This window comes from Yoonia sp. KMU-150 (assembly GCF_056858355.1).
In genome coordinates this window covers 414,751-436,797 of record NZ_JBXEQF010000002.1, presented here as the reverse complement: position 1 = coordinate 436,797, position 22,047 = coordinate 414,751, and the positions used below count along the sequence as shown (strand labels likewise).

Annotated in this window: 25 protein-coding genes; 2 read left to right on the top strand and 23 right to left on the bottom strand. The window is 63.8% G+C overall.

Annotated elements, in window-relative coordinates; translation table 11 throughout:
* Nucleotides 1-8 precede the first annotated feature (8 nt).
* Nucleotides 9-686 carry a ligase-associated DNA damage response endonuclease PdeM gene (gene pdeM / locus AC04PH_RS15005; RefSeq protein ID WP_483066628.1) on the top strand — a complete coding sequence of 226 codons (678 nt, stop codon included), beginning with the start codon at nucleotides 9-11 and terminating at the stop codon, nucleotides 684-686.
* Here pdeM and AC04PH_RS15000 read toward each other — a convergent pair.
* The 18 genes from AC04PH_RS15000 to ruvC form a co-directional block, all read right to left on the bottom strand.
* Nucleotides 637-1,428 carry a LytTR family DNA-binding domain-containing protein gene (locus AC04PH_RS15000; RefSeq protein WP_483066627.1) on the bottom strand — a complete coding sequence of 264 codons (792 nt, stop codon included), beginning with the start codon at nucleotides 1,426-1,428 and terminating at the stop codon, nucleotides 637-639. The genes pdeM and AC04PH_RS15000 overlap by 50 nt on opposite strands.
* A gap of 120 nt (nucleotides 1,429-1,548) precedes the next feature.
* On the bottom strand, nucleotides 1,549-2,457 hold the full coding sequence (folD, locus tag AC04PH_RS14995; RefSeq protein ID WP_483066626.1) for a bifunctional methylenetetrahydrofolate dehydrogenase/methenyltetrahydrofolate cyclohydrolase FolD: 909 nt from the start codon (nucleotides 2,455-2,457) through the stop codon (nucleotides 1,549-1,551).
* 78 nt (nucleotides 2,458-2,535) lie between these two features.
* Entirely contained in the window at nucleotides 2,536-4,212 is a 1,677-nt protein-coding gene (locus tag AC04PH_RS14990) for a formate--tetrahydrofolate ligase (RefSeq protein WP_483066625.1), read from the bottom strand.
* Between the two features lie 144 nt (nucleotides 4,213-4,356).
* Complete coding sequence (locus AC04PH_RS14985) at nucleotides 4,357-4,944, bottom strand: MOSC domain-containing protein (protein WP_483066624.1); 588 nt, start codon at nucleotides 4,942-4,944, stop codon at nucleotides 4,357-4,359.
* Nucleotides 4,945-5,065: 121 nt separating this feature from the next.
* A complete protein-coding gene (gene ftsH, locus AC04PH_RS14980) occupies nucleotides 5,066-6,988 on the bottom strand; it encodes an ATP-dependent zinc metalloprotease FtsH (protein WP_483066623.1) in 1,923 nt (640 codons plus the stop codon).
* Nucleotides 6,989-7,071: 83 nt separating this feature from the next.
* Nucleotides 7,072-8,340 (bottom strand): tRNA lysidine(34) synthetase TilS, encoded by a 1,269-nt coding sequence (gene tilS, locus AC04PH_RS14975; RefSeq protein WP_483066622.1) that lies wholly within the window; start codon nucleotides 8,338-8,340, stop codon nucleotides 7,072-7,074.
* Entirely contained in the window at nucleotides 8,331-9,161 is an 831-nt protein-coding gene (ybgF, locus tag AC04PH_RS14970) for a tol-pal system protein YbgF (protein WP_483066621.1), read from the bottom strand. Before ybgF ends, tilS begins: the two co-directional genes overlap by 10 nt.
* Before the next feature lie 10 nt (nucleotides 9,162-9,171).
* Entirely contained in the window at nucleotides 9,172-9,693 is a 522-nt protein-coding gene (gene pal / locus AC04PH_RS14965) for a peptidoglycan-associated lipoprotein Pal (protein ID WP_483066620.1), read from the bottom strand.
* A 78-nt stretch (nucleotides 9,694-9,771) separates the two neighbouring features.
* Nucleotides 9,772-11,091, bottom strand: a complete 1,320-nt coding sequence (gene tolB, locus AC04PH_RS14960) for a Tol-Pal system beta propeller repeat protein TolB (protein ID WP_483066619.1) — start codon at nucleotides 11,089-11,091, stop codon at nucleotides 9,772-9,774.
* A gap of 115 nt (nucleotides 11,092-11,206) precedes the next feature.
* Nucleotides 11,207-11,584, bottom strand: a complete 378-nt coding sequence (locus tag AC04PH_RS14955) for a hypothetical protein (protein WP_483066618.1) — start codon at nucleotides 11,582-11,584, stop codon at nucleotides 11,207-11,209.
* Nucleotides 11,578-12,687, bottom strand: a complete 1,110-nt coding sequence (locus tag AC04PH_RS14950) for an energy transducer TonB (protein WP_483066617.1) — start codon at nucleotides 12,685-12,687, stop codon at nucleotides 11,578-11,580. Before AC04PH_RS14950 ends, AC04PH_RS14955 begins: the two co-directional genes overlap by 7 nt.
* Before the next feature lie 4 nt (nucleotides 12,688-12,691).
* Nucleotides 12,692-13,165: an ExbD/TolR family protein gene (locus AC04PH_RS14945; RefSeq protein ID WP_483066616.1), complete on the bottom strand. Its 474-nt coding sequence runs from the start codon at nucleotides 13,163-13,165 to the stop codon at nucleotides 12,692-12,694.
* A 2-nt stretch (nucleotides 13,166-13,167) separates the two neighbouring features.
* On the bottom strand, nucleotides 13,168-13,842 hold the full coding sequence (gene tolQ / locus AC04PH_RS14940) for a protein TolQ (RefSeq protein ID WP_483066615.1): 675 nt from the start codon (nucleotides 13,840-13,842) through the stop codon (nucleotides 13,168-13,170).
* A 104-nt stretch (nucleotides 13,843-13,946) separates the two neighbouring features.
* Nucleotides 13,947-14,333, bottom strand: coding sequence for a tol-pal system-associated acyl-CoA thioesterase (ybgC, locus tag AC04PH_RS14935; RefSeq protein ID WP_483066614.1), 387 nt, complete (start codon nucleotides 14,331-14,333; stop codon nucleotides 13,947-13,949).
* Nucleotides 14,330-14,953, bottom strand: a complete 624-nt coding sequence (locus AC04PH_RS14930; protein ID WP_483066613.1) for a hypothetical protein — start codon at nucleotides 14,951-14,953, stop codon at nucleotides 14,330-14,332. Before AC04PH_RS14930 ends, ybgC begins: the two co-directional genes overlap by 4 nt.
* A gap of 40 nt (nucleotides 14,954-14,993) precedes the next feature.
* Entirely contained in the window at nucleotides 14,994-16,013 is a 1,020-nt protein-coding gene (gene ruvB / locus AC04PH_RS14925) for a Holliday junction branch migration DNA helicase RuvB (protein WP_483066612.1), read from the bottom strand.
* Nucleotides 16,014-16,022: 9 nt separating this feature from the next.
* Nucleotides 16,023-16,679: a Holliday junction branch migration protein RuvA gene (gene ruvA, locus AC04PH_RS14920; protein ID WP_483066611.1), complete on the bottom strand. Its 657-nt coding sequence runs from the start codon at nucleotides 16,677-16,679 to the stop codon at nucleotides 16,023-16,025.
* On the bottom strand, nucleotides 16,676-17,182 hold the full coding sequence (gene ruvC, locus AC04PH_RS14915; RefSeq protein WP_483066610.1) for a crossover junction endodeoxyribonuclease RuvC: 507 nt from the start codon (nucleotides 17,180-17,182) through the stop codon (nucleotides 16,676-16,678). Before ruvC ends, ruvA begins: the two co-directional genes overlap by 4 nt.
* A 323-nt stretch (nucleotides 17,183-17,505) precedes the next feature.
* On the opposite strand from ruvC, the gene AC04PH_RS14910 reads away from it, so the two are divergent.
* Nucleotides 17,506-17,715: a DUF1127 domain-containing protein gene (locus AC04PH_RS14910; protein ID WP_483066609.1), complete on the top strand. Its 210-nt coding sequence runs from the start codon at nucleotides 17,506-17,508 to the stop codon at nucleotides 17,713-17,715.
* Nucleotides 17,716-17,867: 152 nt separating this feature from the next.
* On the opposite strand, the gene AC04PH_RS14905 is transcribed toward AC04PH_RS14910, so the two are convergent.
* From AC04PH_RS14905 to AC04PH_RS14885, 5 genes are all read right to left on the bottom strand, one after another.
* A complete protein-coding gene (locus AC04PH_RS14905) occupies nucleotides 17,868-18,215 on the bottom strand; it encodes a hypothetical protein (RefSeq protein WP_483066608.1) in 348 nt (115 codons plus the stop codon).
* Nucleotides 18,216-18,325: 110 nt separating this feature from the next.
* A complete protein-coding gene (locus tag AC04PH_RS14900) occupies nucleotides 18,326-19,192 on the bottom strand; it encodes a 50S ribosomal protein L11 methyltransferase (protein WP_483066607.1) in 867 nt (288 codons plus the stop codon).
* 31 nt (nucleotides 19,193-19,223) lie between these two features.
* Entirely contained in the window at nucleotides 19,224-19,955 is a 732-nt protein-coding gene (locus AC04PH_RS14895) for an SGNH/GDSL hydrolase family protein (protein WP_483066606.1), read from the bottom strand.
* Between the two features lie 55 nt (nucleotides 19,956-20,010).
* The gene (msrA, locus tag AC04PH_RS14890) at nucleotides 20,011-20,661 is read right to left on the bottom strand and encodes a peptide-methionine (S)-S-oxide reductase MsrA (protein WP_483066605.1); all 651 of its coding nucleotides are present in this window, start codon (nucleotides 20,659-20,661) and stop codon (nucleotides 20,011-20,013) included.
* A 69-nt stretch (nucleotides 20,662-20,730) separates the two neighbouring features.
* Complete coding sequence (locus tag AC04PH_RS14885) at nucleotides 20,731-21,960, bottom strand: MFS transporter (RefSeq protein ID WP_483066604.1); 1,230 nt, start codon at nucleotides 21,958-21,960, stop codon at nucleotides 20,731-20,733.
* Between the last annotated feature and the right edge of the window lie 87 nt (nucleotides 21,961-22,047).

The window sequence follows — 22,047 nt, the reverse complement described above, 5'->3', positions numbered from 1 at the left end:
AACAAAGAATGAACGCGCATGTTGTCAGCCTCGCCGGAGAAACGTTGCACGCCCTGCCGTCGGGGGCGCTTCATATCCCCGCGCATGGCGCGCTTTGTGTTTCGGACCTGCATCTGGGAAAATCCGACCGGATCGCCCGCCGGTCAGGCACACTGATCCCGCCCTATGAAAACGTGGCGACGCTCGACAAACTGTCCGACGATATTGCCGCGCGTCAGCCGCAGACGGTCATCTGTCTGGGCGACAGCTTTGACGATCTCGATGCCGCGATGGCGCTGCCCGACACGGTGCGCGATGCGCTGATCCGACTTCAGGCCGGGCGTCGCTGGATCTGGATCGAGGGCAACCACGACCCCGGGCCGGTGGACCTGGGTGGCACACATCTGGCGAGCCATCAACTTGGGCCGCTGATGTTCCGCCATATCGCGACCAAGGACACCGCAGAGATATCGGGACATTACCACCCGAAATACGGCTTGCCCGGGACGGGCCGGCAACGCGCCTGTTTCCTGTACGACAGCGACCGACTGATCATGCCGGCCTACGGGGCCTACACAGGCGGGCTGGATGCACGGCACCCGGCAGTGCGTGATCTGTTCGCGGCAAAGGCGATCGCGGTGCTGACAGGTGCGCGCGCTATTGCGGTGCCTGTGCCGGTGACCGCGCCTGCGCCAAGGCCGAGATAACTTCCGGCTTCTGGCGCCGGCTGACGGGGATGTGCGTGCCGCATTTCAGCACGACCATGTCACGCTGACCATCGCGCATCATCTGGGTCATCTGGCTTTGCGCGACCCAGTGCGACCGATGCGTCAGCAGCCCCGCCGCACCGTCCATTTCGGCGACCGCGTCGGAAAACCGCATCAGCAACCGCTCTACCCGTCCATCGGTCAGATGTACATCGACGTAGTGATCGTTGACGGTCAGCCGTCCGATACGCGCAGACCCGACGTCGCCCAGCCGGGCGTAGAGACGCGGGCGCGCGGCTGTCGCAGAGGCGTGTTGCGCACCCTGAACGGCAATCAGATGTGAAAGCGCATAGACAAGCCCCGTCACGCCGCCGACCATCAAAACCGTCTGCAGGAAACCGATCGACATCGGGCGGTCGTCGAGCTGCCACGCGACGTTGATCCCATAAAGCAGCGGCGCGAAAAGAAGCGCGAAAAACAACGCGATCAGCCCCTGTTGCTTGGACGGGTCCACATCGTTCAGCCAGCGATAGACCGTGCGGCGCAGCCCCGCCAGCACGGCAATCGCAAGCACTGTCAGGCATCCCCAGTAGAGCGCGCGCGTCGGCAGGTCCAGCGCCGCGAACGTCCCGAACGGCCCGGTCATGACGATGATCAGATAGAGAACGAGGACAGTGGCACCTTCACGTATGTGATCCGGCGACTGTCCGAACCGGATCACGAGACTTTTAATATGTTTCAACCGCCAAACCCGACACGCAACCTGAATGAGATGATCAGTCTAAAATATTACGTCGCACTGATAAGGGGAAGTGGTGGCGGTTTTGCCCCTTTTACGCGATTGCGCCTTTGAGGTGACGGATCAGGCCGTCAGCCCCTCGGGTTCGGCCAGATCGTTCGCGCGGCAACAGGCGGTCACCGTATTGGCGAGCAGGCAGGCGATGGTCATCGGGCCGACACCGCCGGGCACCGGCGTGATCGCACCGGCGACGGCGGCACAGCTTTCGTAATGTGCGTCGCCCACAAGGCGGGTTTTGGGAGAGCCGTCCTCTTTCGTGCCAGCGTCAATACGGTTGATGCCCACGTCGATCACGGTAGCCCCCGATTTGATCCAGTCGCCGGGCACCATTTCGGGGCGGCCCACGGCGGCCACAACGATATCCGCGCCGCGCACCACATCGGCCAGATCCTTGGTGCGGCTGTGGGCGATCGTTACGGTGCAGCTGTCGTTCAGCAGCAGTTGTGCCATCGGCTTGCCCACGATGTTGGAGCGGCCAACAACAACGGCGTTCATGCCTGACAGGCTGCCGTGATGGTCACGCAGCATCATCAGGCACCCCAGCGGCGTGCAGGGCACCATGGATTTCTGTCCGGTGCCCAGCAGCCCGACATTGGAGATATGGAACCCGTCCACGTCCTTCGCCGGGTCGATGCTGTTGATCACCAGATCGCTGTCCAGATGATCGGGCAGCGGCAATTGAACAAGAATGCCATGCACGGTCGGGTCGGCGTTCAGATCGGCCACGACCTTCAGCAGCGCTTCTTCCGAGGTGTCGGCATCCAGTTTGTGTTCAAAGGAATTCATGCCCACTTCGATGGTCATTTTGCCCTTGGAGCGGACGTAGACCTGACTGGCGGGGTCTTCGCCCACAAGGACCACGGCGAGACCGGGGGTGATACCGTGATCGGCTTTTAGACGGGCGACATGGGTGCGGACCTTGTCGCGGACTGTTGCTGCAAAGGCTTTGCCGTCAATCACTGTGGCTGTCATGGCTGTCTTCTCTGCTGAGTCTGGAATTGTCGTGCGGGACCGCAGGCGGGGCATCGCGCGACGCCCCGCCGAAGCGGCCTAGAACAGGCCTTCGATCTGGCCGTCGGCGTTCAGGTGGATGTTCTCGGCAGACGGCACGCGGGGTAGGCCCGGCATCGTCATGATCTCACCGCAGATCACCACGACAAAACCTGCACCGGCCGACAGGCGCACCTCGCGCACCGGCACCGAATGGCCCGTGGGCGCGCCGCGACGGTCGGGGTCGGTGGTAAAGGAATACTGCGTCTTGGCCATGCAGATCGGCAGATCGCCGTAGCCCTGCTCTTCCCAGTCCTTGAGCTGGTTGCGGATTTTCTGGTCCGCCAGCACCTCGTCGGCGTGGTAGATCTTGGTGGCGATGGTCTCGATCTTCTCGAAAAGGCTCATTTCGTCGGGATAAAGCGGGGCGTAATCGCTGACGCCGCTTTCCGCGACCTCGGCCACTTTCTTCGCCAGTTCCTCGGACCCTTTGGAGCCGAACTCCCAGTGCTGCGACAGCACAGCCTCGGACCCCTGTTCCTTCACGTAGTCCTTGACCGCCTGCACCTCGGCATCGGTATCGGTCACGAAGTGGTTGATCGCCACGACGACCGGCACACCGAACTGTTTGAGGTTGCCGATGTGACGCCCAAGGTTGGCACAGCCGTTGTTCACGGCATCCACGTTTTCCGCGCCCAGATCGGCCTTGGCCACGCCGCCGTTCATCTTCATCGCGCGCACGGTGGCGACCAGCACGACGCAATCGGGTGCAAGACCCGCCTTGCGACACTTGATGTTGAGGAACTTCTCGGCACCCAGATCGGCACCGAACCCGGCCTCGGTCACGACATAATCTGCGATCTTCAGCGCGGTCGTCGTCGCGGTGACGGAGTTGCAGCCATGCGCGATGTTCGCGAACGGACCACCGTGCACGAAGGCAGGGTTGTTCTCCAGCGTCTGCACAAGGTTGGGCTGCATCGCGTCCTTGAGCAGCACGGTCATCGCGCCATCGGCCTTGATGTCACGGCAGAATACGGGGCTGCGGTCGCGGCGGTAGGCCACGATCATCCGGCCCAGACGCTCCTGCAGGTCCTTGAGGTTCTTGGCCAGACACAGGATCGCCATGACCTCGGATGCCACGGTGATGTCGAAACCCGCCTCGCGCGGGAAGCCGTTGGCGACACCCCCCAGCGACACGTTGATCTGACGCAGGGCACGGTCGTTCATGTCCAGCACACGGCGCCAGGCCACGCGGCGGATGTCGATTTCCAGCGCGTTGCCCCAGTAGATGTGGTTGTCGATCATCGCGGACAGCAGGTTGTGGGCCGATGTGATCGCGTGAAAGTCGCCCGTAAAGTGCAGGTTCATGTCTTCCATTGGGACAACCTGCGCCATACCGCCGCCCGCGGCCCCGCCCTTCATCCCGAAGTTCGGCCCGAGCGACGCCTCGCGAATGCAGACGGCGGCCTTCTTGCCGATCCGGTTCAGCCCGTCGCCCAGACCCACCGTCGTCGTCGTCTTGCCTTCACCGGCGGGGGTGGGGTTGATCGCGGTGACCAGCACCAGCTTGCCGTTGGGACGATCCTGCACGGAATCGATGAAGCGTTGGCTCAGCTTGGCCTTGTCATGGCCATAGGGCAGCAGATCGTCGCTGCCGATGCCCAGCTTTTCGCCGATTTCCTGGATCGGGCGTTTCTGGGCTTCGCGTGCGATTTCGATGTCGGATTTGTAGCTCATGACGATGGTTCCTTATCTGCAGCCCTGCAAAAGGCAGACCCGCCCCTGTTGATCTGGCCCTGTATCTACCGCCGCATCCCGCGGCGCGGCACGGCGATTGCGACATATTGCCCACGGGAATCGTCGGTGACGGAAAATCGACCGTCAGGTGTCGCTGTCCGCCAGCCACGCCCGCTGATCCGGCACATGCAGCCGCAGCCGCTCGCCGACACGCATCCGGCCTTCCCGCTCGACCCAGGCGGTCACGCCGCGCCGCCCCTTGGCCGCGGCCTTGAAGGCCTTGCCATGGCCGGGGTGCGGCCCCTCGATTTCGCGACCCGGCAGGTTGCACGGGCGGTTTTCCATGTCGATCACGATGGTGGACCCGTCCGCCGCCTGCAGCCGCGCCGATGGCGGCAGATGGGTAAAGTCCGGGATGCCGCGCACCACCAGCGTCGCCCCCAGCAGCCCCGGGTCAAGCGTGTCCAGCCCGCAGTCGGCGGCGATCACGTCGATTTCTTCCTGTGACAGCACGGACAGTTGCCGCACATTGCGGATCTCGGTCCCCTCGGGCCATTGCGATGTCACACGCACACAGGAAGGGCGGGTCAACCCGCTGTGCGCCTCTCCCACAGCGCCGGCATAGGTCAGCACCAGTTCGTCCGCCGCCTGCGATTGCAGCCCGGTATCGGGCGACACCACGCCGACCCACGTAATTTCCCCGTAGATATCGGTCGGTTTCAATGCGGGCATGGCGCGATCCTCGGCTGCGGTTTCGGTCGCATTTTGGTCAGGTCGCACGCCGGTTGCAATGGTGCCGGAACGCAAAGAGCCCCGGCTCTGCCGGGGCTCCTCGTATCGCGTCAATCCGCACTTACGCCGGATCAGGCTCCATACCACCATCCGACGGCTTGGGCTTTTTCGTCTTGGTCTTGGGGATCGCGGTGACGTTCGGCGCGTTTCCGGTGCCGGATTCGTCCTCGTCATCCTCATCCACGAAAGGCGGCTCACCCCGGATCACACGGTTGATCTCGGCACCCGTCAAGGTCTCGTATTCCAGCAGACCCTGCGCCAGACGCTCGAACTCCTCGTTCTTTTCCTTGAGGATCTTCGCCGCGGTCTCATAGCCCTCGTCGATGATGCGCTTTACTTCCGCCTCGATCAGCTCTTTCGTCGCCGCGGAGACAGAGAAACCGCCCGCACCGCCGTTGGCCTGATAGCCGGCCGCCGCCTCCTGATAGTCGATGTTGCCGACCTTGTCGGACATGCCGTAACGCATGACCATCGCGCGCGCCAACTGGCTGGCCTGCATGATGTCGCCGACGGGGCCGGAGGACACCTCGTCGGGGCCGTATTTCAGGATTTCCGCCGCCTTGCCCGCCATGGTCATGGCGATACGCTGTTCGGCCTCGTCCTTGAACATCTGCAGCTTGTCCATTTCCGGCAGGCTCATCACCATGCCCAACGCTCCGCCGCGCGGAATGATCGTGGCCTTATAAACCGGGTCGCACTTGGGCAGGTTGATACCCACGATGGCATGACCTGCCTCGTGATAGGCGGTCTTTTCCTTCTGCTCCTGCGTCAGGACCATCGACCGGCGTTCGGCACCCATCAGGATCTTGTCCTTGGCCTGCTCGAAATCGAGCATCGCCACGAAACGCCGTCCGACACGCGCCGCCGTCAGCGCCGCCTCGTTCACGAGGTTGGCAAGGTCCGCACCGGAAAAGCCGGGCGTGCCGCGCGCGATGATCCGCAGGTCGACATCGGGGCCGAGCGGGGTTTTGCGGGCGTGTACGCCAAGGATCTTCTCGCGGCCCTTGATGTCGGGGTTGCCCACCGAAACCTGCCGGTCGAAGCGACCGGGGCGCAGCAATGCGGGGTCCAGCACGTCCTTGCGGTTGGTCGCGGCGATGATGATCACGCCTTCGTTCGACTCAAAGCCGTCCATTTCGACCAGCAACTGGTTCAGCGTCTGCTCGCGCTCATCGTTGCCGCCGCCCATGCCGACGCCACGCGCACGGCCCACGGCGTCGATCTCGTCGATAAAGACGATGCAGGGCGCGTTCTTTTTCGCCTGCTCGAACATATCACGCACGCGGCTCGCACCCACACCCACGAACATTTCCACGAAATCGGAACCGGAGATAGTAAAGAAGGGCACACCCGCCTCACCCGCAATCGCGCGCGCAAGCAACGTCTTACCCGTCCCCGGAGGGCCTTCGAGCAGCGCGCCCTTGGGGATCTTGCCGCCCAGCCGCGAGAATTTCTGCGGATTGCGCAGGAATTCGACGATCTCTTCCAGTTCTTCCTTGGCCTCGTCGATGCCGGCCACGTCGTCAAAGGTCACGCGGCCATGCTTTTCGGTCAGCAACTTGGCCTTGGACTTGCCAAAACCCATCGCCCCGCCTTTGCCGCCGCCCTGCATCCGGTTCATGAAATAAATCCAGACACCGATCAGCAACAGGAAGGGCAGCAAGGACACAAGAAACGACTGGAACAACGATGTTTCCTGGCTTCGCGCCTCGACCGGGATTTCGTTTGCGATGAGCATGTCGGTCACGGCGGCATCCTGCGGGATCACGGCGACGTATTCGCGCCCGTCGGTCCCAAGATAGCGAACCTGTTCACCATCGAGCACGACCTGGCGGACAGCGTCATTGTCCACAGCGGCCACAAACTCGGAATAGCTTTTCGTGTTCGAACCGGCGGCCCCGCCGTCACCGCTGAACAGTTCGAACAGCGCAAGGACCAGCAGGAACAGGACGACCCAGAAAACGATATTGCGTGCGTTGCCCAAGGGGGAACTCCTTTGAAACAGGAAAACAGCGCGGCTACGGCGCACTGTGCGTTGCGTTTAAAATAGAGGCTCGCCCCCGATCTTCAATGCGAAAGCGCGGAAGTGTGGAAATCCGCGACAATCCGCGCCGACCAGCCGTTTTTGTATCCAGCGACGGGGGCGGCGATAAGCGTATCGCCGTCGAAAACCGCGGGACTGGCCAGAAGGGATAGGCGGGGCAAGCCGGTCGCGCGCCATGCAGGAACGCGTTGGATGTTTTCGCCCAAAGCGCGGAGGGTCAGACCGGGCGGAATAGCCCGCCCCGCATCGACGGGTGTGATCTGCCATCGCCTATCCCAGATAATTCCGGCCTCGTCGCCGTCGGTGATATGCGTATCGACAACCGCACCCACCTCGCGGATCAGCCGCGCACCACCGTTTTCCGGGATCAGGACAACTCCGTTCAACGTCCGCTGTTCGCCGCGCAACACCGCGTCCGCCGCGTCCGTCAATGCCTGAAAGCGAGGGCGATAGACGGTTCCGCCGATCCACTGCAAAGCCGCGGCCAGCACCCGGCCGGGCGTATCTGAGCCGCTAAGGCGCAACGCCGATGCGTCGAGGATCAGATCGCCCACCATTTCGGTCACGTGCCGCGCCGCAAACGTGCGCGCCGCTGCCCAAAGGCTGTATCGGGCGCGCGCCATGTGATCGCCCGTAGCGATCAGCCTGTCGGACGTGAGGCCAAGCTGCGCCAGTTTGTCCATCATCTGCCGTATCTTTACGCGGTCAAAGCGCGGATCGTCGTTCGACGGATCTTCGGCCCACGTGATCCTTTCCAACCGCAGAAAGTCGCGCAAGTCCGCACGTGTCTCTTGGATCAAAGGCCGCAGGGCCAGGCCGTCCTGCCCGATCTCATCCATGCCCGCCAGCCCGTCCACACCCGACCCGCGCGCGAGCCGCATCAGGATCGTCTCCGCCTGATCGTCGGCAGTGTGCCCGTAAAGAACTTGGCCGACTTTCTGTGCGGCGGCCCATTCCGCGATCAGCCGGTGCCGGGCCTGTCGCGCAGCATCCTGCAGGTTACCGGTGCCGTCCCACCCGTCCCATGCCAGCACATGATGCGGCACGTGCCGCGCCTGACAGTAGGCCGCGACCATCGCAACCTCGTCCGAAGTGTCGCGCAATCCGTGATCGACCGTGATGGCGCTGACCATGACGCCCCGCGCCTTGGCCCATTCCTGCGCCAGATGGAGCAGCGCCATACTGTCGCCGCCGCCGGACACGGCGACGCCGATGTGCTGTGGGTCGCTCTCACGGATTAGGGCAGCAAGACGGGCGGCGAAACGGGCGGTCAGCGCCGCCTTTACTGGCATCCCAGATTGGCCATCGCGCTGCGCGCCTGCGCCTCTGCCGGGTGACCGGGAAAACGGATACCGACCTCCGCCAATGTCACGCAGGCATCCGCCGCCTGCCCGATCTGCCCCAGCGAAAAGCCCAGCTTATAGAGCGCCTCGGGCGCTTTTTCGCCCTGCGGGTTGCTCGAAAACGCTTCCAGATAGGCGCGCGCGGCGTTCGTCGTCTCGCCCAGCCCTTCCAGCGCCTCGCCGCGCATGAACGCAGCCTCCTGCGCTAGCGGCGATCCGGGGTAGGTCGTGCCAAAGGCCGCAAGGAGGTCAGCGGCGCCGCGAAAGTCACCGGATGCGAGCGCCTCCTGCGCCCGCGTGAAATCGCTTTGCTCGCCGACGGCCAAAGCCGGGCCATCTGTTGAAGGGGCCGGTTCCGCCGCAGGCACATCCGCGCCGTTGTCGACACCGCCCAAACTGGGGGTATCGCCCAAGAGGCCGATGTCGCAACCCTCTTCCAACTCGCACAGGCGGAATTCCAGATCGCCGATCCGGTTGGTGCCGTCCACGGTGATCCGGTTCACGCGAAACTCCAGTTCCTCGGTCTTGGATGTCAGGCGCTGCAACTCCGCCTCGATCGCGTTCAGGCGTTCCAGCGGGGTATTGCCGACGGTGCCGGTCGTCAGGCCACCGGTGGTCGACAGTTCGGTGCGCAGGCGCTGGATATCCACATAAAGGATCGACAGTTGCTGGCGGATGTCGGCCAGCGTCTCGGCGGATTGCGCTGGAACGGCCACGGGGGCAGCCAATGCCACCCCCATCGCCGCGATTTGCAGATAACGTCGCAACATCACAAATACCCTAGCTGAGCGCGCCGACCGAGATGATCGTCACGGCGCGGCGGTTCTGCCGGTAACAGCTTTCCTCGGCGCAAACCTCGATCGGGCGTTCCTTGCCGTAGCTCACGGTTTGCAGCCGGCCCGATGGCACACCCTTGGAAATAAGATATTCGCGCACGGCGTTGGCCCGGCGCGCACCAAGCGCCAGGTTGTATTCGCGTGTGCCCTGTTCGTCCGCATGTCCTTCGACGATGGCGCGATAATCGGCGTTGGTCTGCAACCAGCGCGCCTGCCCGTCCAGCGTCGCCTGCCCGGCTGCGGTGAGCGTGGAGCTGTCGACCTCGAACAACACGCGGTCGCCGATGGTCTGGCTGAAATACTGCGGGCTGGTGGGGTCATTGGCCCCGGTCAGCGGTGGCGGCGTCACCTGGGTGTTCGCATTGGGGTCGGCCCCGGTGCCCTGCCCACCAAAACGATCGGGGTTTGTGCAGGCCGCCGTGGCCATCAAAAGCAGGACGAGGCCAAATTTCCGAATAAGGTTCATGTGTCAGTTTCCTGTTCTTCTTGTGCTCTGTCCCGCGCACCCTAGCATGGTGCGCGGAACAGGGGAATTCACCTTGCGTTACGGTTGCAACGGTCCCCAGGACGGGTCGGACGCACCACCGTCGACGGACACGGGCTTGAGATTGCGACCGGAAATATCGACCGAATAAAGCGACGACGTGCCCGTCGCCCCAAGCGTTTCGCGCATGAACATGATGACCCGGCCATTTGGCGACCACGTCGGGCTTTCGTCCAATTGACTGGCCGTCAGCAGGCGTTCCTCGCTGCCGTCGGTGCGCATGACGCCGATATGAAACCGGCCCGCGTTCTGCTTTGTAAAGGCGACCAGATCGCCACGCGGCGACCAGACCGGCGTGCCGTAACGCCCTTCGCCGAAGGAAATCCGCCGCGCCTCGCCACCGCCTGCGGGCATGATGTAGAGCTGCTGGGTGCCGGACCGGTCGCTTTCGAACACGATCTGGCCGCCGTCAGGGCTGAAGCTGGGCGCGGTTTCAATGCTGGGTGCCTCTGTCAGGCGGGTGTGCTGGCCGCTCGCCAGATCGGTGCGCCAGATATCGGTGTTGCCGCCGTTCGACAGGCTGTAGATCACCTGACTGCCATCGCGCGAAAACCGGGGGCTGAAGGCCATTTCGCCCGGTGCCGTTTCAAGCTGCCGCCGTCCGACCGACGCGACATCCAGCACGTTGATCCGCGGAAAGCCGCTCTCGTAACTGGTGTAAAGCACGCGGTCGCCTGTGGGGCTGAAGCGCGGTGCCAGCACGAGCGACGCGCTGTCGGTCAGGTACTGCACATTGGCGCCGTCGTAATCCATCACGGCCAGTCGCTTCTGTCGGTTGTCCTTGGGGCCGGTTTCGCCGACGAAGACGACACGGCTGTCGAAATAACCGCCCTCGCCCGTGATCCGGCTGTAAACCACATCGGCGACTTTATGCGCCATGCGCCGCCAGCCCGATACCGTGCCGACAAGCTGTTGCCCGTCGCCCAGTTCCGCGCCGGAGAATACATCATAAAGCCGGAATTTCACCACAAGCTGATCGCCGTTCACCGTGACGGCACCGGTCACCAGCGCCTGCGCGTTGATCGCGCGCCAGTCGGCATAGGCGACGGTCTGGGTGAAACTATCCACGCCGCTGATAAAGGCGGACGGCGGGATTTCGCGGAACAGGCCGGTGCCGGTCAGATCCTGCGACACCAGCCGGGTGATGTCGGCAGCGACCTGTGTCGCGGCCTCGTTCTCGGCCTCGAACACGGGGGCTGCGAAAGGCAGCGGCTCGATCACACCGTCGGTGATGGTCAGCCGCAACGGCCCCGATTGCGCCTGTGCCGCCACCGGCGACAAAAAGAGAAGCGTGAGCAATAGGGTCAGTGCGCGTATCATTGTCAGCCTCATCGTCGTGTTCACCATCCTGTTTACCCGGATTCATCCGGCTTTTACCTCTGTCTGGCAATCCGCAAAGGGGAATTTCGCGCCCCAAGCGACTGATTGCCGAATATCAATGCCCTGCAGGCTCTGCAGGATCGAATACCAAATGTATCGTGCGCCAAACCACATAGTCCGCAATCGGCAAATCGAAACCGTCCTGGCCGCAACGCAGGATCGCACGCCTTGCCGATTGGTAGGCGGCGTCGATCGCGGCCGTTGTTTCGCCATGCGCGGTGATCAGGCGCGTATCGCCGATCACCTTGCCCTTCCGATCCAGATCGAAGCCCACGATCACCGCGGCACCGGTGCTCTCGGCAAGGTTCCAGCAGGGCAGGATCGCGGCATGCACGGTGCGCCCGAAAACATCTTCATGTGCCGCGACCGGGATCGTCCATCCGACGCAGCCGATGACGAGGGCAAGACGAAGCCCTGCACGCAAACCTACCATGTCCTCATCCCCGATGGATCGAAGGTGATGATCACGTCTTTCCATTGCCCGTATTTCTCGGGCGGCAGGTCATAACCCGATGCCCCCTGACACCTCAAAATCGCACGCCGCGCAGCCTGGAAGGCAACGTCCGTCGCTGCCGTCTCGCCCTCTGCCGACACCAGCCTGACATCGCCCGTAACCTTGCCGCCCTGATCGAGGCTGAACGCCACTTCCACCCGGACCCGCGCCGCCATGGAGCCGGGATCGACGTTCCAGCAATTGTTTACGGCGACGCGAAAGCCGTCCTTCTCCGATCCGGTCATCGGCGGGCCCTGCGGCACGTTGGCGCTGCTGGCGGCGCTCGTCGCGGCCTCCAGTGCAGCGGCGACGGCGGGGTCGGTCGCGTCGTCGCTGGCGGCAGTTTCCGTTTCCTCCGCCGGTGGTTCTTCCGTCGCAGGGGCCGGTGTCGGGCGGTTCGGGCGCGCGGCAGGGCGCAGCGACGTCTCGACCGCACCTGACGGTGCCACATCCTCCGGCACGATGGCTGTCGCGCTGTCCTCGGGTGCGGCAGCCTCTGCCGGTTCCTCCACCACGGGCGCATCCTCTGCGGCGAGCGGCGCGGTCTCCTCCTGCACGGTGGCGGCAGTGTCGGCATCCGGTGGCGGCGGTGCTGTTGGGGTTGCCGTCACCCGGTCCGACGGTGCCTCCTGCGGGGTATCCGACGGCGGCAGATCAGGCTCCCCCACCGGCGGGGCGACCGGGGCGGTCACATCCACCGCCACATCCGCCGGATCGTCAGGCAGTGCGGGTTGCTCGGGCGGTGGTGCCTCCTCTGCCGGTGCGGTCACCGGGTCGGGGCGCGGTTGCGGGACCGGCGAGGTCTCGACCTCGGTAGGTGATGGGGCCACGTCTTCGGCGGGCGGCACCGGCGTATCCGGCCCGTCGGTGGACGGGTCGGGCGTCGTGGCGGCGACCAATGCCGCGTATTCCTCGCCCGAAACGACCGACACTTCGCTGATCTCGAACGGCAGCGGCTCTGCGTCAAGCCCCCAGCCCAACAGCAGCCAGCCGATCAGGCCGACATGGCCCACCGCCGAGATATAGGTGCCGGGCGTCTGCATCGCGTCAGTTGCCCAACGCCTCGCCCGGCAAGGCGATGTCCGTCACAAGCCCGATATTGGAAAAGCCACCGGCGTTCAGCGCGCCCATGATCTCGGCCACGGTGTTCCAGTCGTTGGCCCCGTCCGCGCGCAGGAATATCCGGTCGCTGCTGCGTTCGGCGGCAATCGCCTGCAACTTGCCGATCAGCTCGTCAGGTGCAGTGACGGTGTTCTGGATCTGGATTTCGCCGCCAGCGGTGATCGTCACCGTCAACGGCTCCTCCTCATCCGTCGGCAGGGCGTTTGCGGCGGTCTTGGGCAGTTCTACCGGCACGCCGACCGTCAATAGCGGGGCCGCGACCATGAAGATGATCAGCAGCACCAGCATCACGTCGACGAAGGGCGTGACGTTGATCTCCGACATCGGCTGCGAGCGGCGCGCGCGGCGGCGCTGCCTGCGCCCGCCACCATCGCTCGATTTCATGACACCCGCACCCATGGCTAGCTGTCCAGCTGACGCGACAGGATGGTCGCGAATTCATCGGCAAAGGCTTCGTAGCCCGCGACGATGCGGTCACTGTCCGCCGACAGCTTGTTGTAGAAAATGACGGCGGGGATAGCGGCCAGAAGGCCAAGCCCGGTGGCCAGCAGCGCCTCGGCGATGCCCGGTGCCACGACGGCCAGGTTGGTGTTCTGCGCCTCCGCAATCTCGATAAAAGCGTTCATGATGCCCCAGACCGTGCCGAACAGTCCGACAAACGGGGCCGTCGATCCAACCGTCGCCAGCACCGGCAACCCACGCTGCAGGCGCGCGGCCTCCTTCGCGATGGCCACGTCCATGGATCGGTCGATCCGCGCCTGCGCGCCCGCGATCAACCCGCCGTCCTGCCGGTGCGACCGACGCCATTCCAGCATGCCTGCGGCAAAAATCTTCTGACTTTGCCCCTTGGGCGATGTGCCGATCTGGTCGAACAGCCCGTCCAGCGGCTCGCCCGACCAGAAGGCCGCGTCGAAACGGGCCGCCTCGCGCCGGGCGCGGCGATACTGGATGATCTTGTCGATGATCACGGCCCAGCACCACACGGATGCGGCGATCAGCATGATGATCACCAGTTTCACGGTGATAGTGGCGCGGGCGAACAAGGCCCACATTGTGAATTCGTGTGCTGCTTCCATATGCCTGCTCTTTGATCCGGCCCGATTGTGGGCTCTGATTGCGCAGGAGCCTAGCCCAACCGCTTGGGGAAATCCAACCAATCCCGCGTGAGGGCGGCGAAAACCTAGCCCGGTTTTCGGCGAAGTTCCGCCGGCAGCCGCGTCGGCCTGCCATCCACCGTCATGCAAACGGCGGTCACGATGGCGCGAAACAGCACGGTATCACCCCGGCGCACCTCCTGCGTGAAAACCCAGCGCACGGGTGATGCGGCGCGATGCGTCGTCACCACCTCCAGCGCATCGTCGATCCGGGCCGGTGCCAGATAGTCCGCCTCCACCCGGGTGACGACGAAAACGATCCCCGCGTCCCGCATCGCGCGCTGGTCCATCCCCAGTTCACGCACGAGTTCCGACCGGCCCCGCTCGATATACTTCAGATAGTTGGCGTAATAGACGATCCCCGCCATGTCGGTGTCTTCGTAATAGACGCGCACAGGCAGGCGATGGGTCATTGCACCCGCTCCATCCGGGCCGCCAGCCGCAGCGCGTGGCTCGCGTCATCCGCGACTGCCGGCATCACCGGGTCATAGGCCGCACGGATCACCGCCGCCACGTCCGGGCGCAGTACCGTGTTGCCGTTCACGAGCGCCAGGGGCGGTTTGTCGTCGAACGCCGTGTCGGACCACAGCAAGATCGTCTGCACCGCCTGTGACAGCGCCAGCGTATCCGCGCCGACCGCTTGCAGGTTCTCGTCCATACGAATGAACACGAAAGCCGCGCGGATCGCCCGCCGGTCGTCGAACCGGAATATCCGGTACTGGTTGGCGTCGGCCCGTTTCAGCCGCCCGACAAGCGGGCCAAGGTCCGGCACCAGCTTTTCCAGATGCGGCACCTCCGGCAACTCGTCCCAATCCTGACAGAAGAACACCATCAGGTTGGCACCCAGTTCGGCATCCGTCTCGGCCATCCTGTGCCGGGCCAGCGTCACGACCGCCTCGAACGCGCCCTTGAAGACGGACAGGGTTTTCTCGTCCACGCCGAACACGACCGGCACGATGGGTCGCCCCCAGCGCGCGCACAGATACCGCCCGTCTGCGCGCGTAAAGAAACCGGCTATCTCGTCACTCGTCATTATCTTGCCCCAAATACTCCCGCCGGAGGCATCCTCCGTTTCAAGCAAACAGATCGTCCTGCCCTTTGGGCGGGTCGATCCCCAGGTGCCGCCACGCCGCCTGCGCCAGCATCCGCCCGCGCGGGGTGCGCTGGATCAGCCCCTTCTGCAGCAGATACGGCTCGATCACGTCCTCCAAGCTGTCGCGGCTTTCGGACAGCGCCGCCGACATCGTCTCGATCCCGACCGGCCCGCCACCATAGCTTTCCGCGATCAGGCGCAGATAGCGCCGGTCGGCATTGTCCAGCCCCAGATGATCCACGCCCAGCCGCGTCAGCGCCATGTCGGCAATCGCCTGCGTGACCGTACCATCACCCTCGACCACGGCGAAATCCACGACCCGCCGCAACAGCCGCCCTGCGATGCGCGGCGTGCCGCGTGCGCGTTTCGCAATCTCGCGCGCACCCAGATCGGCGGCGGGTGCTCCCATCAGCCGCGCGCCGCGGGTGACGATCTCGTGCAACTCGTCCTCGGTATAGAACTCCAGCCGGGTGGGAATCCCGAAGCGATCGCGCAGCGGGGTCGTCAGCAAGCCCATCCGCGTCGTGGCGCCCACCAGCGTGAACGGCTGCAATTCGATCCGCACGGTGCGCGCGGCGGGGCCTTCACCAATCACCAGATCAAGCTCGAAATCCTCCAGCGCCGGGTAAAGCACCTCTTCCACCGCCGGATTCAGCCGGTGAATCTCGTCGATGAACAGCACGTCGCGGGCTTCCAGATTGGTCAGGATCGCGGCAAGATCGCCCGCCTTGGCCAGCACCGGCCCGGATGTCATGCGGAAATTTACGCCCAACTCCCGCGCCATGATCTGCGCCAGCGTTGTCTTCCCCAATCCGGGGGGCCCGTGAAACAGCGCGTGGTCCATCGCCTCGCCACGCCTGCGTGCACTTTCTATGAATACCTTGAGGTTCGCCCGCGCCTGCCGCTGCCCGATGAACTCATCCAGCGTCTGTGGCCTGAGCGCGCGGTCCGCATCTTCCGGCTGGCGGTCGGGCCGCAGGGTGGGGTCAGGTTCTTGCACAGGCCATCTCTACCCCTTCGGGGCCAGCAGCTTCAAGGCTGCGCGGATCAGGCCCGACGTGTCCAGCGCCGGATCGTTACCCAGCGCCTCTGCCACGGCACCCGCCGCATCGCCGGGGGCGTAGCCGAGGTTGCCAAGCGCAGACAGCGCCTCTGACTGTGCGGGGTTGGCCCGGACGGCCGCCGGGCGTTTGCGGGCAGGCGTGGCATCCTCGATCACCGAGTCGCCGGTCGCTTCGGCCAATGTGCCGCCCATCGCCATCACGCCAGGGGCCTTGTCTTTCAATTCGATGATCACGCGCTGCGCGGTCTTCGGTCCCACACCTTTGGCCTTGGCCACAGCACTCCAATCGCCCAGCGCAATCGCGCGGCTGACCCCGTCGTCACCCAGCGTGCCCAGAATCGCCATCGACGCCTTCGCCCCGATCCCCTGCACCGACATCAGCAGACGATGCCATTCCTTTTCCACCAGCGTGGTGAAACCGAACAGCTGCAAGTTGTCCTCGCGCACCAGCAGATCGGTATAAAGTGCCACCGCCTCGCCCGGCCCCGGCAATCCGGCCATCACCCGGTCGGACACATACACGACGTAACCCACGCCGCGCACGTCGATCAGCACGTGGTCCGCCGCGCGGTAGTCCAGCACACCGGCAATCTTGCCGATCATGACGCGGCCCGCGCGATGGCGCGGCTCAGATGACCGGCGGATTGCATGTGGTGCGCGTGACAGATCGCGATGGCAAGCGCGTCGGCGGCATCCGGCCCGGCGATCACCACGCCCGGCAACTGGATCTTCACCATGTGGTCGATCTGCGCCTTGGCCGCGTGGCCCACACCCACCACCGTCTTTTTCACCGCGTTGGGGGCGTATTCGCCGATCGCGATCCCGGCCTGCGCCGGCACCAGCAGGGCGATCCCCCGCGCCTGTCCCAGTTTCAAGGTGCCGACCGCATCCTTGTTCACGAAGGTCTGCTCGACGGCCGCCGTGTTCGGCTGAAACCGGTGCATGACGTCCGAAAGCTGTTCATAGAGCGACAGAAGACGCGGGGCGAGGTCACCGCTCTGCGACTGACAGACCCCGTTGCCGACATGGCGCAACCGCGCGCCGTCGACATCAATGATACCCCAGCCCATGTTCCGCAGGCCGGGATCGATTCCCAAAACACGCATCTGCCGCCCTCTTTGCAACGCCACTTTCGGGCGGTTTTACCCGCGTTAGCACAAAAGGCGAACAAACGCAAAGCGCTTTGGTTCGGTGCGGCTGACGGACGTGACGCCACGTCGGCGGCTGACGCAGCACGACCGGACAAACACCCTATCGGTCAATAAATTGAAATTTATATGATTTTCAGAAGAACTGCCGAAAAATGAGGCATGTTATGAACGCATATCTCATATGCCGAAAATCCCCCTAGTCCACCGTGAATGGCCCGACTATCTGCCGTGTATCAATGACACGCTGCGCCGCAGCATACACCTCAAGGAACGCCCCCATGGCCGCTTTTGACACCACCCGCCCACTCGCCGCCGCATCCGGCACCGGCTTTGCAGCTTTCATTTCCAACGCCTTCGGTGCGCTGGCCGCCTGGAATGACGCGCGTGTGACGCGCAAATCCCTCTCCGCGCTGTCCGCGCGCGAACTGGAAGACATCGGCCTGTGCCACGCCGACATCGAAGCCGTCGCGACCCGCGCCCTGCGCTGAGCACCACGCCCGGGGCGACGGGCTTCTCCCACCCGTCCGCACCGCGCAAAAGGCCACGCCGCAAACACGCGGCGTGGCCTTTTTTGCTGCCGGAAAATGCCTCGCGCCATGCGCGCCGGAGCAGACCGGCGCGACACAGCCCGAATGCGCGGTCAGCGGATGATTTCGCGGATCAGATCGCCCACGATCACCGTCGCCGGATCGGCGGCCATCAGCCAGGCACCCGCCTGTTCGATGAACGATCCGTCGGCCAGTGCGGCGACGCGCTCGTTATAGCTTTGCGCGCCCAGGTCGGCATAGACATACCCCTTGAAGACGAACATCGCACACAGCACCATAAGCAGGCCGCGGAGCGGAAAACGCGGGTTGTAGATGCGGGGATGCGCCGTGATCAGGCCATCACGGTTCAGCTTGTGGGACACACCATGCACCATGCGGTTGTGACGACGCACAATCCGGCGCAGGCGCTTGTTGAATGGGACGTTGGCAGAAATCGCCATGGCAGCACCTCGAATGAAGCCCCCACTTCACGGTGTCCAAATTCTCTCCGAAATGTGGCGAAAGTTGGGCAGACGCCTCAAAACCACCTAAAAATAAAGAGAATACGGCCTCATTTCACTAGCGTCAGCGTCGTCCACTCAACAATTTCGTCGCGGTGCAACAGACTGTATCCGTTTTCGCGATAAACGCCGATCACCTCGTCGGCCTGCGTGTTCAGGATACCGGATAGAATCACATGGCCGCCCGGTGCCGTGGCCGCAGACATATCCGGTGCTAGCCCGATCAGGGGTCCTTTCAGGATGTTGGCGAAGACCAGATCATAGGGGCCGGCGTCATTCAGCGCAGGCGCATCGAACCCGGCGGCCACCACGCATTGCACACGGCCATTGAGCCCGTTGGCCGCGACGTTTGCCGCTGCAACGTCCACGGCCACGGGGTCGATATCGCTGGCCAGTACCACGCTGGGCACCACCTGCGCCGCCGCCATCGCAAGCACTGCCGTGCCGCAGCCCACGTCGATCACCTTGCCATCCGCAAACCCCGCATTCACCAGCCGGTCGAACGCGCGCAGGCACCCAAGGGTCGTGCCATGATGTCCGGTGCCGAATGCCATCGCGGCCTCGATCAGCAGCGGCGTGCAGCCGTCGGGCACCTTGTCCGCGTCATGCGATCCGTAGACGAAGAACCGCCCCGCGTGCACAGGTGCCAGTTCGCGTCGGACATGCGCGACCCAGTCGATATCCGGCACCTCGGATACGACGAAGGATTTGACGCCATGCACCGCCGTCAGCACCTCCAGTGCCGCAATGTCGGGCCTTTCGTCGAAATAGGCGCCGACCTCCCAAAGGCCCGATCCGTCCTCCACCTCGAACACACCGACGCCCGTGGGTTCCGGCTCCAGCGCTTCCAGCGCGTCGGCCAGAGTCAGCGCGATTTCTTCGCTCTTCATTGTGGTGAGTGCGGAATAGGATGTCATGGCGCGGCCCTTCGCGTAGTGCACCGCTGCGTTAGGCCGTGAATTCCATCAGGTCAATGCCGCGCCGCCCCTGCGCGTTGTGCCAGGCCTGCACCGCGACCTCGGCCCAGCGCTCATAGACTTCGGGACCGGGGTGAAAGCCGTCCATCGCCATATGCGCAGGCGTCAGTGGCATATCGAATGGCAGATGCACGACGCGCAGCCGTTCGGCACAGGCCCCCTGCCGGGACTTGTCCATCAGTTTCGCGCGCCAGCCCATGATGTCGCGCAGCGGGCGGCCCATCGCGGGAAATTTCTCCACCGGCGGGAATCCGGCAAGCAAAACGATCGGGTCGCCCAGTTCCCTTGCGATCAGATCGAGCAGCGCATCCGTCTCGTTCAGCCAGCGCCGTTCGGGCACAAGGTGCGTCGCATCGTTGACACCCAGCCCGATCACCACGACGTCGACCTCACCCACTTCGGCGGCGCGCAGCCGGTCGATGGTGTCGCGGGTGCGCGCGCCGATCTTGGCGACCATCCGCCATTTCACCAGCCATCCATTGTTCACCAGCCGCCGGACAAGCTGCCCTGACAGCGCCTCCTGCTGATGGTCGACGCCGACACCGGCGGCGGATGAATCGCCCAGCACCAGCACCCGCACGAGCGGCGCATCGGTATAGCCGGTAATCCCCTCGCGGGCACCGGGCGGCTCCGGCATCGACGGCGTGCGCAAGAGCGTCCAGGCGATCTGACAGGCCAGCAGCGGAAACAGCAGGATGGTCACGACCCACCAGCCCACTCGTGGCAGAATGGGCCGGTGATAGTCGGATACGCGCGGGCTAGACACCGACCCCGATGGGACAGGTCACCCCCGTCCCGCCGATGCCGCAATACCCCGCCGGGTTCTTGGCAAGATACTGCTGGTGATAGCCTTCGGCAAAATAGAATTCCGGCGCGTCCACGATCTCGGTCGTGATCGGGCCATAACCCGCCTCGGCCAGACGCGGCGCGAAGGCCTCGCGCGAGGCTTCGGCCGCCTTCTTCTGGCCGTCGGAATAGGTGTAGATGCCCGACCGGTATTGCGTGCCCATGTCGTTGCCCTGCCGCATCCCCTGCGTCGGGTCATGCCCTTCCCAGAATGTCTGCAACAGCTTGTCATAACTGATCTCGGAGGGATCGTAGATCACCCGGACAACCTCGTTATGGCCGGTTTTGCCGCTGCATACCTCTTCATAGGTCGCGTTGGGGGTATAGCCTCCGGCGTAACCCACCATCGTGGAATAGACGCCGTCCAGCTTCCAGAACATCCGCTCCACGCCCCAGAAACATCCCATCCCGAACATCGCCTCTTTCATGCCGAACGGCACGTCGGCACTCAGCGGCGTGCCCAGCACGAAATGCGTGTCTTCGGTTGGGATAGCAGTGTCGCGGCCCGGCAGGGCGGCGTCCGGTGTCACCATTTCTGACTTCGCGCGGTTCATGAAAAACATATGCGGCTCCTGTCGCTGGGGTTCCGCCAGCATATAGGTGCGAACGCGCGCCGTTCAATCGGGTTCCCGTCAGGCAGCGGGTGCCAGCAGCCGCGACTGAAACACCGTTTCATGCCCTGGCCCCGGATGGCGCGGGATCAGCAGCGCCAGCAGGAACGACACAGCAGCCATCCCCGCCGCCAGCAGGAACACACCCGCCGGCGACACCAGCCAGAGATAGCCTAGGGCGGCAGGCAGGAACACCGCCGCGATATGGTTGATCGTAAAGGCGACAGCGGCGGTAGGCGCGATATCGGCCGGGTCCGCGATCTTCTGAAAATAGGTCTTCAGCGCCAGTGCCAGCGCGAAAAAGATGTGGTCGATCACGTAAAGTACCGCCGCCAGCAGCACGCCCCAGCCGAAGTAGTAAAGCCCGCCGTAGCACAGGAACACGATCACCAGCCCGGTATATTCGAACAAGAGCGCACGCCGTTCCCCGAACAGCGTGACCAGCCGCCCCATGAGCGGCGCGAAGATCATGTTGGCGATCAGGTTGATCATGTAAAGCGCCGTGATCTCATGCACCTTGAAGCCGAATTTCTCGACCATCATGAAGCCCGCGAAGACCACGAAAATCTGCCGCCGCGCGCCCGACATGAATTGCAGCGCGTAATACAGCCAGTAGCGTTTGCGCAGCACCATGGTCTTGTTCTGCGGATTGGGGGATTCGAACTGAGGATAGGCCAGAAACGCGAAGATCGCGATGCAGGCCGTGATCCCGCCGGAAGTCATGTAGACGAAGTTGTAGCTCAGATCGAACGTCCGCCAGGTCAGCACGATCACCACATAGGCCACCAGCGTCGCCAGCGACCCCGCTGCCATCAGCCAGCCAAGCATCTGCGGCGCGCGTTTGATGTTGATCCACTGCAATTGCAGGCTCTGATTCACCGTCTCGTAGTAGTGAAATCCGATGGACGACAGCATCGTCAGTGTCAGGATACCGCCCATCGTCGGGAAATGCGCGGTCAATGCCGTTGCCACCCCCAGCATCAATAGCGACACCAGCCCCACGATCTGTTCGCGGATGAAGATGATGATCGCGATCACACCGATCGCCAGAAACCCCGGAATCTCACGCACGGTATGCAGCCAGCCGATGTCCGACCCATCGAAATCCGCCACCTCGATCACGAAGTTATTCAGAAGCGCTGACCACGTGTTGAACGCAATCGGCATCCCCACGGCCATGAGGAACAGTAGGGTGACAGGCCGCTGCCAGAACGGCAGCTGGCGGGCATCGGCAAGGCGAACAATTTTCATAATTCCAGCCATACGACGATTGATACGACTGTGCGAGAGTGAATGCATATGGACAAAATGGCCATTTTGTGCCAAATGGAGCAAAAG